The organism is Ensifer sp. 38_S197 (assembly GCF_056924495.1).
Map to the genome: position 1 here is coordinate 3,793,695 of NZ_JBXOVZ010000002.1, position 14,444 is coordinate 3,808,138.

Sequence of the window (14,444 nt, forward strand, 5' to 3'; positions counted from 1 at the left end):
CCGCGTCCAGAGCATCCCGCTTTCAAGTGGAATCACCGGAAGCGGGAAGATGCTCCAGAAACAGAACGCAGGCCTCTACAGCCGCGGCAGTTCATTGATGAGCAGACGGCGAGCGTTGGCCATTGCCTCCTCGTCGTCGCTGTGGGGGCTGTGAACATCCATGAAACCCATATCTCTCTTCATGTGATCGGAGAGCGCGTTGACATCCAGCATCGGCTTGGGGGCAACGAGGCCGCCGAGCAGGGCGGCCGTGAGCCGGACCACCGGCTCAAACGAAAGAAATGGTTTTCTTTCAGTACGTTCGAAAGTATCGCAAGTCATCTCGGCACCTGTTCGTCTTGGGAAGTTGACTCGGAGGATGCCGTGGAGGAGGATCGAAATCCAATCGAACATCCGTCTGCATGCATCAAGAGAACTTATCCATGAAGATGTCGAAGCAGTTTCCGCTCAATGCGCTCCGGGTCTTCGAAGCGGTTGCGAGACTCGGCAGCTTCACCAAGGCCGGCGAAGAACTGGGCATGACCCAGACGGCCGTCAGCTACCAGGTCAAGTTGATCGAGGAGAATGTCGGCGAGCCGCTGTTCCTGCGCCGCCCGCGCCAGATCTCGCTGACGGAAGTCGGCCAGCGCATGGCCCCACGCGTGACCGAAGCCTTCGAAATGCTGCAGGAAGCGGTGTCCAACGCCCGCGGCGATATCGACAGCGCGCTCCTGATCAGCTCGACGCCGACCTTCGCCTCGCAATGGCTCGCGCGCAACATCGGCAGCTTCCAGCTCGCCCATCCCAACATTGCCGTCCGGCTGACGACGAGCGACTCGCTCACCGATTTCACCCGGGAGCCGGCCGATCTCGCGATCCGTTCAGGCGCAGGCGTCTGGCCCGGCCTCGACACACACCCGCTGATGCGCGTGGAATTCAGCCCGATGCTGAGCCCGGCACTTGCCGAAACCATCGGCGGCGTGCACGAGCCACGCGACCTGCTGAAGCTCAGGATCATCGATGCCGGCGATCCCTGGTGGCGGATGTGGTTCAAGGCGGCCGGGGTCGACGATCCCGATCTCGAAGGGCGGCCGCACAGCCGGCTCGGCGCGCAATCCTTCGAGGCGCGCGCTGCCGTCGCGGGCCAAGGGGTCGCGATCCTGACGCCGGAATTCTATCCGGACGATGTGGCACTCGGCCGCCTCTACCAGCCGTTCGATCTGCGCTGCAGCGACGGTTGCGACTACTGGCTCGCCTATCCGCACGCCCGCCGCAACACACCGAAGATCCGGATCTTCCGCGACTGGATCCTCGGCGAGCTCTGCCCGCCGGTGTTCCTGCAAGCAAATAGGGCTTGAGACGATAATGTAGTGCCGTAAAAAAGCAGGACAGGATTGCTAGAGCAAGCCAGAGAATTTGAGTAAATATCCAGCAGCCATCTCGAAAAGCGAGATGGTTTTTGTTCTAGTCTGCTCGAATTTTCCTGTTAAGGCTAGCCATCGCCCAAGGACGGCAAGCATTGAAGAAGACAACTATCCTCTGCACTTTGTTTTATGCCACGGCTACAGCTGTAGCGACCCCCTTTTTAGGCACCATTGAACGCGATTGCGGCTCGATTCACACCTAGAGCGCCGATCGCCCTGTCACGTGGACTCTCTGCATCAATTGCTGCAACGGCGCGAGCGACACTGCAGAGCCGTGCGTCTTATCAGACGCGCAAAGGTCGCTATAGCACTTTGAATTGCCGCATGTTTTTGTCCTTTAACCGGCTACGATTAAAGGAAACATGCAGGATACCTAGATCGCAACGAATGGAGCCAACGCAATGAATAATTCTGAAGTCTCCAAAGGACCGGCTACCTGGCGGATTGTGCTTGCCGCATTGCTTGACTTCTTCACCGCCTTTTTCGGGATCGGATATCTTTTGGCACTGATCTTCGGCGGAAGAACTGAAGCTGGCTTCCACCTCAAGGGCGGCCCTGCACTCCTCGCGATGATCTTGATCGTGGCGTACTTTCTGGTTTTCAATAAGTATTTGGGCGGCACGATCTGGAAGAGAATACTGCGGGCGCAGCGTTGACCGCCTTCTTATCGGCTATTTTTGCGCAAGGCGCTAAACGCAGACAAAAGGGGATCTGAATGTACGAGTTCGCCATTGCCTGGGAATGGCTGGCCTTTGCCGTGCGCTGGCTGCACGTGATCACGGCCATCGCCTGGATCGGCTCATCCTTCTATTTCATCGCGCTCGACCTCGGCCTGATGAAGCGCGATCACCTGCCCGTCGGCGCCTATGGCGAGGAGTGGCAGGTGCATGGCGGCGGCTTCTACCATATCCAGAAATACCTGGTGGCGCCGGCCACGATGCCGGAGCATCTCACCTGGTTCAAATGGGAATCCTACATGACATGGCTTTCGGGCTTCGCCATGCTCTGTATCGTCTATTACGGCGGCGCCGATCTCTTCCTCATCGACCGTCATGTGCTCGATATTTCCGCAACGTCCGCGATCCTGATCTCGCTCGCCTCGCTCGGCGTCGGCTGGCTGTTCTACGATCTCTTGTGCAAATCGCCCGTTGGCCGGAACACCTGGGGGCTGATGGCGCTGCTCTATGTGGCGCTCGTCGCCATGGCCTGGGGCTATACCCAGCTCTTCACCGGCCGCGCCGCCTTCCTCCATCTCGGCGCCTTCACCGCGACGATCATGTCGGCCAACGTGTTCTTCATCATCATCCCCAACCAGAAGATCGTCGTCGCGGATTTGATCGCCGGCCGCACGCCGGATCCGAAGCTCGGAGCGCAAGCCAAGCAGCGTTCGCTCCACAACAACTACCTGACGCTTCCCGTCATCTTCTTCATGCTGTCGAACCACTATCCGCTGGCGTTTGCGACGGCGTTCAACTGGATCATCGCGGCGCTGGTCTTCCTGATGGGCGTCACCATCCGCCACTGGTTCAACACCACCCATGCCCGCAAGGGCAAGCCGACCTGGACCTGGCTCGTCACCGCGCTGATCTTCGTCCTGATCATGTGGCTTTCGACCGTGCCGAAGGTTCTGACCGGCGGCGAGAAGGCGGAAGTGGCGCCGGCCTTCGCCCGCTTTGCCGCGAACGCCCACTTCCCCGCCGTCAAGGACACGGTCTCGACCCGCTGCTCCATGTGCCATGCCGCCGAACCGGTTTATGAGGGCATCACCCGGGCGCCGAAGGGCGTGGTGCTGGAAAGCGACGCGGAGATTGCCGCCCATGCCCGTGAAATCTATATCCAGGCCGGGCGCAGCCACGCGATGCCGCCCGGCAACGTGACAGACATGACGACGGACGAGCGCCAGCTTCTGACGGCCTGGTTCGAAGGCGCCGTCGAGGAAGGCAGAACACAATGACAACCACCCTCATCCGCGGCCGACTCTTAAGCTTCCACCGCGCGCCAACGTCGATCGACGACAGCGCCGCCTATAGCTACGAGAGCGACGGCGCTCTGCTGGTCGAAGGTGGGCAGATCATTGCCAGCGGCGGCTACGCCGCCGTCAAGGCGGGCGCTCCCGAGGGTGTCGCGGAAATCGATCATCGCCCGCACCTGATCGTTCCCGGTTTCATCGACACGCACCTGCATTTCCCGCAGATGCAGGTGATGGCCTCCTATGCCGCCAACCTCTTGGAGTGGCTGAACACCTATACCTTCCCCGAGGAGTGCCGCTTCGTCGAAACCGCCCATGCCGAACGCATTGCGACGCGCTTCTTCGACGAGATGGTGCGGCACGGAACGACGACGGCGACCGCCTATTGCTCGGTGCACAAGGCCTCCGCCGATGCCTTCTTCGCCGAGGCGCTCCGCCGCGACATGCGCATGGTCGCCGGCAAGGTGATGATGGACCGCAACGCGCCGCAAGGGCTGCTCGACACGCCTGAGATGAGCTACGACGAAACCCGTGCGGTGATCCGCGAATGGCACGGCAAGGGCCGCAACCACGTGGCCATCACGCCGCGCTTCGCCATCACCTCGACGCCGGAACAGATGGATGTTGCCAGGTCACTGGTGCGCGAGTTCCCCGACCTGCACGTCCAGACCCATCTTTCGGAAAACCGCGACGAGATCGCCTTTACCTGCGAGCTCTATCCGGAAGCCAAGGACTATACCGACGTCTACGCCCGCTATGGCCTGCTCGGACCGAAAAGCCTGTTCGGCCATTGCATCCACCTGTCGGAGCGCGAGGCGGATGCGATGAGCGAAACCGGTTCCGTCGCCGTCTTCTGTCCGACCTCCAATCTCTTTCTCGGTTCCGGTCTCTTTCCGCTGCGCGCGCTCACCCGCCGCGACAAGCCGGTGCGCACCTCGGTCGCGTCCGACATCGGCGGCGGCACCAGCTATTCGATGCTGAAGACACTCGACGAGGCCTACAAGATCCTGCAGTTGCAGGGCGAGCGGCTGAACCCCTTCGACAGCTTCTTCATGATGACCCGCGGCAACGCCGAAGCGCTCTCGCTCGTCGACAGGATCGGCACGCTCGAAGCTGGTACGGATGCCGATTTCATCGTGCTCGACATGGCGGCGACGCCGGCGATGGCGCTCCGCGCCGAAGTGGTCAATTCACTGGCCGACGAACTCTTCCTGCTGCAGACCATGGGCGACGACCGCGCGATCGTCGAAACCTATGTCGCCGGCAAGCCGGCGAAATCGGCGCTCGCCGCCGCGTGACCCGCCAAGCGCGGAGAGGTCAAGAAAATTGACCTCTCCGCGTTCTGGCTATTAACAAGCCTCCGGCAAACATGATAATGGCTCGTCAATCTCCCTTGGACGAAGGCCGTTTCCATGACGCAAATCCTCGAAATCAGCGACCTCAAGGCTCTTGCCAAGCGCCGCGTGCCGAAGCTCTTCTTCGACTATGCCGACAGCGGCGCCTGGACCGAAGGCACCTATCGCGCCAACGAGGAGGATTTCGCCAAGGTGAAGCTGCGCCAGCGGGTGCTGGTCGACATGACCAACCGTTCGCTGGAAACGACGATGATCGGCCAGAAGGTCTCGATGCCCGTGGCGCTCGCCCCAACCGGCCTCACCGGCATGCAGCACGCCGACGGAGAGATGCTGGCAGCCCAGGCCGCCGAAGCCTTCGGCGTCCCCTTCACGCTCTCGACCATGAGCATCTGCTCGATCGAGGACGTCGCCTCGGTCACCACCAAGCCCTTCTGGTTCCAGCTCTACGTCATGCGCGAGCGTGAATTCGTGCTGAACCTGATTGACCGCGCCAAGGCAGCGAAATGTTCGGCGCTGGTGTTGACGCTCGACCTGCAGATCCTCGGCCAGCGTCACAAGGACTTGAGGAACGGCCTTTCCGCACCGCCGAAAATGACGCCCAAGCATCTCTGGCAGATGGCGACGCGCCCCGGCTGGTGCATGAAGATGCTCGGCACCAAGCGCCGCACCTTCCGCAACATCGTCGGCCACGCCAAGAGCGTTACCGACCTTTCCTCGCTCGGCGCCTGGACGGCGGAACAGTTCGATCCGCAACTCTCCTGGAAGGATGTGGCCTGGATCAAGGAGCGTTGGGGCGGGCCGCTGATCCTCAAGGGTATTCTTGACCCCGAAGACGCCAAGATGGCAGCCGCGACCGGCGCCGACGCGATTATCGTTTCCAACCATGGCGGCCGCCAGCTCGACGGCGCTCATTCGTCGATCAGCATGCTGCCGCGCATCGTCGATGCGGTCGGCCATCAGATCGAGGTGCATATCGACGGCGGCATCCGCTCCGGCCAGGACGTGCTGAAGGCTGTCGCCATGGGCGCCAAGGGCACCTATATCGGCCGCCCTTTCCTCTATGGCCTCGGCGCCATGGGCAAGGAAGGCGTGACCAAGGCGCTGGAAATCATCCGCAAGGAGATGGACATCACCATGGCGCTCTGCGGCAAGCGCAACATCAACGACGTCGACCGCAGCATTCTGGCGGATTGAGAAGGCGCGTCACCACTCCGTCCTGCTCGGGCTTGACCCGAGCATCCATTGCCGCGGGTGGCCGTATGAATGCTCGCGCCCGAGGATGACCGAAGGAGAGGGTCAGCGCCCCTAAGCGTGTCGCGCAGAAGTGCGCAGCGGTCTTGCGACAACGACATGCGAAAGATCAAAAGCTTAAAGCGCAAGGAGCGAATCTGGCGTCGCGACCCGCTTTAGGCAGGGGGACGCCGAACGGACGCCCTCAGCTCCCCCGATAGGTCGAGTAGCCATAGGGCGAGAGCAACAGCGGCACGTGATAGTGGCTGGCCGGGTCGGCGATGCCGAAGCGCAACGGGATGCGGTCGAGGAAGGCCGGCTCCGGCAGCGTGGCGCCGGTGCGGCGCAGGTAGTCGCCGGCATGGAAGACCAGCTCGTAATGGCCGGCCATGAAGCCGATGCCTTCGACCATCGGTCCGTCGACGCGGCCGTCGCTGTTGGTGTGGACGGTGCGGATCAACTGCCGCTCTTCGCCCTCGAGCCAGTAGAGATCGATGCGCAGTCCCTCGGCCGGCTTGCCGAGTGCGGTGTCGAGAACGTGAGTCGTCAGGCGGCCGGTGCTGCTCATGGCATCCTCTTTCTGCTGGCGCGGCATGCGGGCGTCCAACCCGCTAGACTGGGCTCGGAATGACAAAAGGCTCGTCGTAGAAATATTCTTCCAGATTGTTGCCCGGCCCTTCGCGATCGACGATCAGGAAATCGCTGACAGCCCCGACCGACATCAGCGGATGATGCCAGACATTGCGACCATAGTTGACGCCCTGCCGACCGCTTGCCTGGAATACCCTCGGCGTGCCCGGACGCCCGTCCTCGTCTTCGGCGACAACGACGAGCCAGGGGCGATCGTCGAGCGGCGAGAAGCTCTGGCTGCCGAGCGGATGGCGCTCCATCATGGTCACGGCATAGGGAAAGGCGCGCGGCTGGCCACGGAAGATGTTGATGATGACATTGGCGCCGTCGCCGACCACATCGGCGCGCGCCAGCCCGTGAAAGCGTTCCGTATTGCCGCCGTTGATGTAGCGCATCGTCGCCGGATCCGCTTCGATAATGGTTCCGAAGGGTGCAAAGGCGTCGCGCGTCAGCGGTTCGATCTCAAGCAGGCGCGGCATCAGACATTGGCCTCACGAGAGGGGGCCGCACTTGCGGATATCAGCTCCAGTTCGACTGCCTCCCCAATGCATGAGAGCGCGTATCGAACGGTTTTGTCAGGCATTTTCGTCTCCAGGAAGCATCGACTGCAGCCGCAGGCGGGCGATTTTTTCCACCTGCGCGCAAGCGGTTTCAAATTCCTCTTCGGGCGAATTGTCAATGCGGCTTTCGAAGGAGGCGAGAATCTGGCCCTTGGTGAGCCCCTTCACCGCGATGATGAAGGGAAAACCGAATTTCTGCGTATAGGCGTCGTTGAGCGCCGTGAAGCGCTGATGCTCCTCGGGCGTCAGCCGATCGAGGCCGGCAGACGCCTGCTCCGCCGTCGAGTCCGCCGTCAGCTTGCCCGCGATCGCCAGCTTGCCGGCAAGATCGGGATGGGCGCGCAAGACCTCCAGCTTCTCGCGCGGCAGCGCCGCACGAAAAGCCTGGCAGAGCGCCGAATGCACGTTGCCCGCCGTCAGACCCGTCGCCGCGGCGCGATCGAAGGCGCGTTCGGCCACCCAGGGCGAATGCTCGAACACACCCCCGAAACGGGCGACGAAGGCGTCGCGGTCGGACATCAAAGCGCCCCTTCCGGCTTGTGATGCTGGTACCAATGGCGGGCGATGTCGATGCGCCTGGGCACCCAGACCTTGTCGTGCGACATGACGTAATCGATGAAGCGGGCGAGCGCGGCGGCCCGGCCGGGGCGGCCGACAAGCCGGCAATGCAGGCCGATATTCATCATCTTGGCATCGCCCTGGCGGCCTTCCTCGTAGAGCACGTCGAAGGTGTCCTTGAGATAGGTGAAGAACTGGTCGCCGGAGTTGAAACCCTGATTGGTGGCAAAGCGCATGTCGTTGGCATCGAGCGTATAGGGAATGATCAGGTGCGGCTTGTCGGCCGGCAGACCCGGCACCCAATAGGGCAACTCGTCGGCGTAGGAATCGCAGGAATAGAGGAACCCCCCCTCTTCCAGCACCAGTTTCAGCGTGTTGGCCGAGGGCTTGCCCTGGTAGATGCCGAGCGGGCGCTCGCCGGTCAGCTCCGTATGCAGGCGCACGACCTCGCGGATATGCTCGCGTTCCACATCTTCCGGGAAATCCTTGTACTCCAGCCAGCGCAGGCCGTGGCTGGCGATCTCCCAACCGGCTTCCTTCATGGCCGCAACCGCCTCCGGGTTGCGCGCCATGGCAAGCGTCACGCCGTAGACGGTCAGCGGCACGTTGCGGCTCGTGAACATACGCCACAGCCGCCAAAAGCCGGAACGGGCGCCATATTCGTAGATCGATTCCATGTTGAGGTTGCGCTGGCCGTGCCAGGGCTGCGCGCCGACGATCTCGGACAGCAGACATTCGGACGCCGGATCGCCATCGAGAATGCAGCTTTCGCCGCCCTCCTCGTAGTTCAGCACGAACTGCACGGCAATGCGCGCATCGCCCGGCCAGTTTGCCTTCGGCGGATTGCGGCCATAGCCAACGAGGTCGCGTGGATACTTCGTCTCAGACATCAAATCACCCTTCGATTTTTCCAGAACGGTATCACCGCCGGCCGGATTGTCGATACCGAAAACTACCCGCGGGGGAGCGCTGGCAGCAATGTCGGAGGGAGAGGAAGACGGAGAACCGCGCTCTTGCTAACGCTGCGCCATCAAGGCCGCAACGATGAGCGGCAAGGGCCGGATCGATCCCGGACCAAGGGAGGGCTCGGCGGCAACGCGTTTGGCGCGCTCGGTGCGCGCACTGGTGGAGATCTTGCCGAGCGGGTGCTGCGAATGCACGCGCAGAGGTGCACCGGTCTCCGGCTCGACGAAGAGAGCGAGGCTGCCGACGGCAAGCGGTGTCGCCAGGTGCGGTTCGAACAGGCCGCGAAGCGGCGCCTCGACCTGACGCAGCGCATCCGGGGCGAGCGGGCCCGTGAGCAGCATATGGAAGCGATACTCGTCCATGACATGAGGGGCGCCCCAGCGGTGCAGATTGGAGAATTGCGGCGCGGTCAGCCGGTCCGGATCGGAACGCTCGATCTCGTCTTCGCTGAGCGGTGCGCGAAAGGCGTTGAACTCCTGTACGACATTGGCTGCCAACAGGTGCATGGGAGTGCTCGGCACCTGCGGCATCAGGCCGAAGCACCGGCCGATGCGGGCGACCTCCAGCCGGTCGATTTCGAACGGCGTCTGGGCGCCGGCAAAGTGCATGAGCGCCTTCAGGAGCTGCGATTCCGTCATGTCCGGGTGCAGGCGAAACGGCGACATCATCATCGCATGGAAACCGAAGCGGCGCGGCACGGCCGTGTGGTAAGCAATGTCGGCAGAGCTCAGGCCGGCAACCGAAGGCAGCTCCGTCGGCTCGCCGGAATAGACGTTGCGCCCCAGCCAACTTGCGGCAACCGCGGAAAGCGGGTCGGCCATCGGCGGTGTGAAACAAATGGCGTAGCGCATGGGTGGCTCCGGTTGTCCTTGAGCGGGATGAGGAAAACACGTGCGATTTCCGCCCGCATCCCGCCCAAACTCATGAGAATAGACCATGATGATCTATCGGCCGCGTCTTAGGTGATTTGCGTGACAAATTGACGAAGTGGATCGGGCAAAACCGCCCGACACCACCGGTTTGGCGTCGAGACATCGGAACCATCCAGCCCAAGATCCGTTCCTTCAAGGTGACAATCAAGGATGGAGAAGAAGCGTGAGCTACCACAACGCAAGCCTGCAGGACGCCGGGATCAAGGAAACCCATGACCTGATCGCAAGCGACAAGGTTGAAGGCACGAAGGTTTATGGCTCCGACAACAAGCACATCGGCTCGATCGAGCGCGTGATCATCGAAAAGCGCAGCGGTCGCGTGGCCTATGCCGTGCTCGGTTTCGGCGGCTTTCTCGGCGTCGGCGAAGATCACTATCCGTTGCCCTGGGCGAAGTTGACCTATGACGAAAACCTCGGCGGCTACCGCACCGACGTGACGCGTGATCAGGTGGAGCGCGCACCGAAATATCGCGGCGACGAGGAATACGACTGGAACGGGGAAAACGGCCGCCGCGTCTACGACTACTACGGTGTGCCGCCCTATTGGATGTAAGGTCGGGCTTTCGATTGTCCGAACAGGGCTCCGCCGGCGGGCGGGGCCCTTCCTCGATCCAGTCCTAAAGATGCTCCTCGCGAAGCGCCCCCAAGTGATTCCGGCACAGGAAAGATGCGGGAATGTCGATCGTCGGAATGCCAGCGATCTCGTCGACGACAAATCGCGCGAGGCGATGCGCAATGCCGAAGCTTACCTTGAAGCCGCCGGTCAGCACGGAAATATTCGAATGATCAGGATGCCGGCCGACGATGGGTTCGCGCCCCGCCGACTTTGGCCTGAGCCCTGCCCAGCGCTCGACCACCTGGGCATCGGCCAGACGCGGCGCCAGGAAGAGGGCGCGCCGCAACAAATCGTCGAGCTGTTCGTCCGTGGACAATGGATCGGCAAAGCTGTTTTCGCTGGTGCTGCCCACCGCCACATGGCCGTCGTCATGCGCGATGATATAGACGCCGTCGGTAAAGATAACCGGCAAGGCGGGGTCCACCTCTGCCCGCAAGAGCGCGGCCTGCCCCTTGACGGCCGTGCCGCTCGTCGCTTTCAGTGGACCCGACACCGCATCGATCAACGGGAAACTGCCGATGCCGGCAGCGATGATGCAATGATCGAAGCTGTGTCGACTGCCATCGTCGAGCTCGATCCGGCCATGCGTCGGGAGAATGGCGCGCACGCCTGAGCCTTCGTCGATCTGAACCTTGGAGAACCGTGACAGGGCGGCACGCAGGGCCGACAGCGTTCTGCGCGGCGACATCCGCGCGGCCAGCGTATCGAAAACGACGCCGTGCGCCGTTGCCTCCCCGGTCGGCCAGCCCTCGGGTCCATTCTCCTGGACATGCCAGAAGAATTGCCGGTCGCCCGCGCGCCATTGCTGTTTCGCGTCCTGCTCATGCCGGAGCGCGATGTCGCGCAGATGCGGCTTGGCGAGCGGCATCAGCCGCCCGGTGCGCCGGTAGCCGGTCGACATCCCCGCCTCGGCTTCGAGCTGCGCGATCTGCTCTTCGAGTGACACCAGGGCATCGAACTGGAATTGCTTCTTGGCGTCCCAACGGTCGGGCATGTGCGGCATGAGCGCGCCCAGCAGGCCACCGCTCGCGCCGGCGCCGATCGCCTGCTGCTCGACAAGCCGCACCTCCATGCCCTTGCGTGCGGCGGAAAGGGCGGCCCACAGCCCCATGATGCCGCCGCCGACGACCAAAAGCTCGCTCATCGATTGACCTTCTCCGGCCGGCGGATTATCGCCTTCGCCATGACAGGACCCGCAGACCCGTTCGAGCCCCCGGCGCACCAAAACCTCGATTGGCACGAGGGCGATATGCCCTATTCCCGGGAGTTTGGCGATCACTTTTATTGCCGTACCGATGGCCGGCTGGAATGCGGCCATGTCTTCCTTTCCGGCAACGGCCTGCCGCATCGCTGGGTCGGTGCGGGCACCTTCCGCATCGGCGAACTGGGCTTCGGCACCGGGCTCAATTTCTGCGAGACATGGCGCCAGTGGAAGATGACCGCGACCGCCGGCGACCGCCTGCATTTCGTCTCGTTCGAGCGCTTCCCGATGGCGGCCGAGGAGATTTCCCGGGCGCTCGCTCACTGGCCCGAGATCGACGCGGAACGGCAGGCCCTGGTCTCGCGCTGGCCGGCAAGCCCCGACGGTAACGTCCACATCGACTTTGGCGACCGTGTCACCCTCACCGTCGTCTGCGGCCCGGCGCTCGAAGGCGTTGCCCGGGCTGAAGACCCGTTCAACGCCTGGTATCTCGACGGCTTCGCGCCGTCCCGCAATCCCGACATGTGGTCGGAAGAGCTGATGCGGCTCGTTTTCGAAAATACGGCATCAGGCGGCAGCTTCGCGACTTACGCGGCCGCTGGCTTCGTCCGCCGCAATCTCCAGGCCGCCGGCTTCGTCGTCGAGAAGCGCAAGGGTTTTGCCGGCAAGCGCGAGATGCTGCGGGGCGATCGCCCCTAAATCGCCGCCCCTCGATTCCGACCCGTCTTGAACGCTTGCGCCATCGCACTGCGAAAATGCGTCAGCGAGAACGATTTACTCCACAAGAGAACTGAACTGTCGCAAATGGCGGGCCATCGCCACCGAGAATCTGCGACACACACCCATCGGCAACGCGGTGGGACCATCATGAACAACGATCAGTTTCCCGATGCAGCAACCGGCGATGCGGCCTCGACGCCGTTGGAGCGGCGACGCAGGCCGGGCGGCCGCGGAGCAGAACGGGCTCGCAAATCCACAGGCGGGAAATACCTCAATCTCGTCAATACGTTGAGCAAATCGACGATCCTTTCGGAAGATGCGCTCGAGGCGATCCATGACGCGTCGCTGACCATCCTCGAAGAGATCGGCATGGACATCATCCTGCCGGAAGCGCGTGACCGGATGAAGGCTGCCGGCGCTGATGTGACGCCCGGCACCGACCGGGTGCGCTTCGACCGCGGCCTGATCATGGAGATGGTCGCGTCAGCGCCCTCCTCCTTCACCATGCATGCCCGCAACCCGGCGCGCAACGTCGCGATCGGCGGCAACAATCTCGTCTTCGCCCAGATCGCCAGCGCGCCTTTTGTCGCCGATCGTGACGGTGGCCGCCGCACCGGCAACCACGAGGATTTCCGCAAGCTGGTGAAGCTCGCCCAGTGCTACGACATCGTCCACACGACCGGCGGCTATCCCGTCGAGCCCGTGGACCTGCACGCGTCCGTGCGTCACCTCGACTGCCTCTCCGACATGGTGAAGCTGACGGACAAGGTCTTCCACGTCTATTCGCTCGGGCGGCAGCGCAACACCGACGGCATCGAGATCGCCCGCATCGGCCGCGGCATTTCCATGGAGCAGATGGAGCGCGAGCCGTCGCTCTTCACCATCATCAACACCTCCTCGCCGCTGCGCCTCGATGGACCGATGCTGCAAGGGATCATCGAGATGTCCTCGCGCAATCAGGTGGTGGTGGTCACGCCCTTTACGCTGGCCGGCGCCATGGCCCCCGTGACGATCGCCGGCGCCCTGGTGCAACAGAATGCCGAGGCGCTCTGCGGCATCGCCTTCACCCAGATGGTCCGGCGCGGGGCGCCTGTGATGTATGGCGGCTTTACCTCGAATGTCGACATGAAGACCGGCGCGCCGGCCTTCGGCACGCCCGAATACATGAAGGCGGTGGTTGCTGGCGGCCAGCTCGCGCGCAAATACAACATCCCCTACCGCACCTCGAACACCAATGCCGCCAATACGCTCGATGCCCAGGCGGCCTACGAGTCGGCGATGTCGCTCTGGGCGCTGACGCAAGGGGGCGGCAATTTCGTCATGCATGCCGCCGGCTGGACCGAAGGCGGGCTCACCGCCTCCTTCGAGAAGTTCATCCTCGACGTCGACATGCTGCAGATGGTGGCGGAATATCTGGCGCCGCTCAACGTCAGCGAGGATGCCCTCGGCCTCGATGCCGTGCGCGACGTCGGCCCCGGCGGCCACTACTTCGGCACGCTGCATACGCTGCAGCGCTACGAAACGGCCTTCTATTCGCCCATCCTTTCCGACTGGCGCAATTTCGAGACCTGGACCGAAGCGGGGCGGCCGACGACCTACGACCACGCCAACCGGATCTTCAAGCAGAAGCTCAACGAATACGAGCGGCCGCCCCTCGACCCTGCGATCGAGGAGGAGCTCGATGCCTTTGTCGCCAAGCGCAAGGCAGAAGGCGGCGTCCCGACGGACTTCTGACGGGGCGCGCCCCCCAAGAGATGCAGTAAACGTTGCGAAGCTTAATCTCGCCCGAACTTAGGGGAACACCGCGGCTCGCGCTGTCGCGATCAGTTGCTCGGTGGTTGCCGCGACACAATTGCGGTCGATCTCGGCGACCGTCCGCTCCCGGACGTGCGCGGAGAGGTGCTTCCTGAGATCGCCGAGCGTCTTTGGAGCCGCGCAGATCACCAGGCTGTCGAAAGCATGGTCGGCGGCGTAGCTCTCCAGTTTTTCAGCCACGTCGGCAACGAAGCGTTGCTGCTCTTCGCGAACGGGATCGCTCTTGTATTCCATTGCGGATCGGCCGTATCCGACCGAAGTGTGCGACCGACCCGGCTTGTCGGCCATGATGTCCTGCACGCGCTTGGGTTCGGTGTGAAAAGTCTCCTCGTCCGGTCGCTGGCGGCACTCTTTCAAGAGATTAACGCCCTTGACGATGCGCGCGGTGTTGCCGTCCGCGACCAGTATCCATGTCCGGTTCTGCACGATTGTCTCCCAGTGAAAGGTGTGGATCGTGGCGGGCCGAAGAAGCCCTTTAAAGAAACGTAC

Annotated in this window: 16 protein-coding genes; 8 read left to right on the forward strand and 8 right to left on the reverse strand. The window is 62.8% G+C overall.

The window, feature by feature from the left end; translation table 11 throughout:
* Window positions 1-75: 75 nt before the first annotated feature.
* Window positions 76-393 (reverse strand): hypothetical protein, encoded by a 318-nt coding sequence (locus tag AC1Z3V_RS31430; protein WP_483503946.1) that lies wholly within the window; start codon window positions 391-393, stop codon window positions 76-78.
* 29 nt (window positions 394-422) lie between these two features.
* Here AC1Z3V_RS31430 and AC1Z3V_RS31435 point away from each other — a divergent pair, with 29 nt between their 5' ends.
* The 5 genes from AC1Z3V_RS31435 to AC1Z3V_RS31455 all read left to right on the forward strand — a co-directional run bounded on the left by AC1Z3V_RS31435 (window position 423) and on the right by AC1Z3V_RS31455 (window position 5,921).
* Complete coding sequence (locus AC1Z3V_RS31435) at window positions 423-1,337, forward strand: LysR substrate-binding domain-containing protein (protein ID WP_483503947.1); 915 nt, start codon at window positions 423-425, stop codon at window positions 1,335-1,337.
* A 467-nt stretch (window positions 1,338-1,804) separates the two neighbouring features.
* Window positions 1,805-2,059, forward strand: coding sequence for a hypothetical protein (locus AC1Z3V_RS31440; protein ID WP_483503948.1), 255 nt, complete (start codon window positions 1,805-1,807; stop codon window positions 2,057-2,059).
* A 59-nt stretch (window positions 2,060-2,118) separates the two neighbouring features.
* On the forward strand, window positions 2,119-3,357 hold the full coding sequence (puuD, locus tag AC1Z3V_RS31445) for a urate hydroxylase PuuD (protein WP_483503949.1): 1,239 nt from the start codon (window positions 2,119-2,121) through the stop codon (window positions 3,355-3,357).
* Window positions 3,354-4,670 (forward strand): guanine deaminase, encoded by a 1,317-nt coding sequence (guaD, locus tag AC1Z3V_RS31450; protein WP_483503950.1) that lies wholly within the window; start codon window positions 3,354-3,356, stop codon window positions 4,668-4,670. The genes puuD and guaD overlap by 4 nt, the downstream gene beginning before the upstream one ends.
* A 114-nt stretch (window positions 4,671-4,784) precedes the next feature.
* Window positions 4,785-5,921, forward strand: coding sequence for an alpha-hydroxy acid oxidase (locus AC1Z3V_RS31455; protein WP_429816307.1), 1,137 nt, complete (start codon window positions 4,785-4,787; stop codon window positions 5,919-5,921).
* Window positions 5,922-6,162: 241 nt separating this feature from the next.
* Here AC1Z3V_RS31455 and uraH read toward each other — a convergent pair whose 3' ends face one another.
* The 5 genes from uraH to AC1Z3V_RS31480 form a co-directional block, all read right to left on the reverse strand.
* Entirely contained in the window at window positions 6,163-6,525 is a 363-nt protein-coding gene (gene uraH / locus AC1Z3V_RS31460; RefSeq protein WP_483503951.1) for a hydroxyisourate hydrolase, read from the reverse strand.
* A 43-nt stretch (window positions 6,526-6,568) separates the two neighbouring features.
* Complete coding sequence (locus AC1Z3V_RS31465; RefSeq protein ID WP_483503952.1) at window positions 6,569-7,066, reverse strand: ureidoglycolate lyase; 498 nt, start codon at window positions 7,064-7,066, stop codon at window positions 6,569-6,571.
* Between the two features lie 96 nt (window positions 7,067-7,162).
* Window positions 7,163-7,666: a 2-oxo-4-hydroxy-4-carboxy-5-ureidoimidazoline decarboxylase gene (gene uraD, locus AC1Z3V_RS31470; RefSeq protein ID WP_429816312.1), complete on the reverse strand. Its 504-nt coding sequence runs from the start codon at window positions 7,664-7,666 to the stop codon at window positions 7,163-7,165.
* Entirely contained in the window at window positions 7,666-8,595 is a 930-nt protein-coding gene (gene puuE / locus AC1Z3V_RS31475; protein ID WP_429816314.1) for an allantoinase PuuE, read from the reverse strand. The genes uraD and puuE overlap by 1 nt, the downstream gene beginning before the upstream one ends.
* 126 nt (window positions 8,596-8,721) lie before the next feature.
* A complete protein-coding gene (locus tag AC1Z3V_RS31480) occupies window positions 8,722-9,522 on the reverse strand; it encodes a DUF1045 domain-containing protein (protein ID WP_483503953.1) in 801 nt (266 codons plus the stop codon).
* A 244-nt stretch (window positions 9,523-9,766) separates the two neighbouring features.
* On the opposite strand from AC1Z3V_RS31480, the gene AC1Z3V_RS31485 reads away from it, so the two are divergent.
* On the forward strand, window positions 9,767-10,156 hold the full coding sequence (locus AC1Z3V_RS31485; RefSeq protein WP_483503954.1) for a PRC-barrel domain-containing protein: 390 nt from the start codon (window positions 9,767-9,769) through the stop codon (window positions 10,154-10,156).
* A gap of 64 nt (window positions 10,157-10,220) precedes the next feature.
* Here AC1Z3V_RS31485 and AC1Z3V_RS31490 read toward each other — a convergent pair whose 3' ends face one another.
* Window positions 10,221-11,363, reverse strand: coding sequence for an NAD(P)/FAD-dependent oxidoreductase (locus tag AC1Z3V_RS31490; protein ID WP_483503955.1), 1,143 nt, complete (start codon window positions 11,361-11,363; stop codon window positions 10,221-10,223).
* 39 nt (window positions 11,364-11,402) lie between these two features.
* Between AC1Z3V_RS31490 and mnmC2 the strand changes: the two genes are divergently transcribed.
* Both mnmC2 and AC1Z3V_RS31500 read left to right on the forward strand, forming a co-directional pair.
* Window positions 11,403-12,119 (forward strand): tRNA (5-methylaminomethyl-2-thiouridine)(34)-methyltransferase MnmC2, encoded by a 717-nt coding sequence (gene mnmC2 / locus AC1Z3V_RS31495; protein ID WP_483503956.1) that lies wholly within the window; start codon window positions 11,403-11,405, stop codon window positions 12,117-12,119.
* A gap of 168 nt (window positions 12,120-12,287) precedes the next feature.
* Window positions 12,288-13,874, forward strand: a complete 1,587-nt coding sequence (locus AC1Z3V_RS31500; RefSeq protein ID WP_483503957.1) for a trimethylamine methyltransferase family protein — start codon at window positions 12,288-12,290, stop codon at window positions 13,872-13,874.
* 57 nt (window positions 13,875-13,931) lie between these two features.
* On the opposite strand, the gene AC1Z3V_RS31505 is transcribed toward AC1Z3V_RS31500, so the two are convergent.
* Window positions 13,932-14,381 (reverse strand): host attachment protein, encoded by a 450-nt coding sequence (locus tag AC1Z3V_RS31505; RefSeq protein ID WP_173517480.1) that lies wholly within the window; start codon window positions 14,379-14,381, stop codon window positions 13,932-13,934.
* Window positions 14,382-14,444 lie beyond the last annotated feature (63 nt).

Excerpts from the sequence above, each read along its gene's own strand:
- puuE (WP_429816314.1), bottom strand. The coding sequence starts at position 8,595 with ATGTCTGAGACGAAGTATCCACGCGACCTCGTTGGCTATGGCCGCAAT.
- uraH (WP_483503951.1), bottom strand. The coding sequence starts at position 6,525 with ATGAGCAGCACCGGCCGCCTGACGACTCACGTTCTCGACACCGCACTC.
- AC1Z3V_RS31480 (WP_483503953.1), bottom strand. The coding sequence starts at position 9,522 with ATGCGCTACGCCATTTGTTTCACACCGCCGATGGCCGACCCGCTTTCC.
- AC1Z3V_RS31430 (WP_483503946.1), bottom strand. The coding sequence starts at position 393 with ATGTTCGATTGGATTTCGATCCTCCTCCACGGCATCCTCCGAGTCAAC.
- uraD (WP_429816312.1), bottom strand. The coding sequence starts at position 7,666 with ATGTCCGACCGCGACGCCTTCGTCGCCCGTTTCGGGGGTGTGTTCGAG.
- puuD (WP_483503949.1), top strand. The coding sequence starts at position 2,119 with ATGTACGAGTTCGCCATTGCCTGGGAATGGCTGGCCTTTGCCGTGCGC.
- AC1Z3V_RS31490 (WP_483503955.1), bottom strand. The coding sequence starts at position 11,363 with ATGAGCGAGCTTTTGGTCGTCGGCGGCGGCATCATGGGGCTGTGGGCC.
- AC1Z3V_RS31440 (WP_483503948.1), top strand. The coding sequence starts at position 1,805 with ATGAATAATTCTGAAGTCTCCAAAGGACCGGCTACCTGGCGGATTGTG.
- AC1Z3V_RS31435 (WP_483503947.1), top strand. The coding sequence starts at position 423 with ATGAAGATGTCGAAGCAGTTTCCGCTCAATGCGCTCCGGGTCTTCGAA.
- mnmC2 (WP_483503956.1), top strand. The coding sequence starts at position 11,403 with ATGACAGGACCCGCAGACCCGTTCGAGCCCCCGGCGCACCAAAACCTC.
- AC1Z3V_RS31455 (WP_429816307.1), top strand. The coding sequence starts at position 4,785 with ATGACGCAAATCCTCGAAATCAGCGACCTCAAGGCTCTTGCCAAGCGC.
- AC1Z3V_RS31500 (WP_483503957.1), top strand. The coding sequence starts at position 12,288 with ATGAACAACGATCAGTTTCCCGATGCAGCAACCGGCGATGCGGCCTCG.
- guaD (WP_483503950.1), top strand. The coding sequence starts at position 3,354 with ATGACAACCACCCTCATCCGCGGCCGACTCTTAAGCTTCCACCGCGCG.
- AC1Z3V_RS31465 (WP_483503952.1), bottom strand. The coding sequence starts at position 7,066 with ATGCCGCGCCTGCTTGAGATCGAACCGCTGACGCGCGACGCCTTTGCA.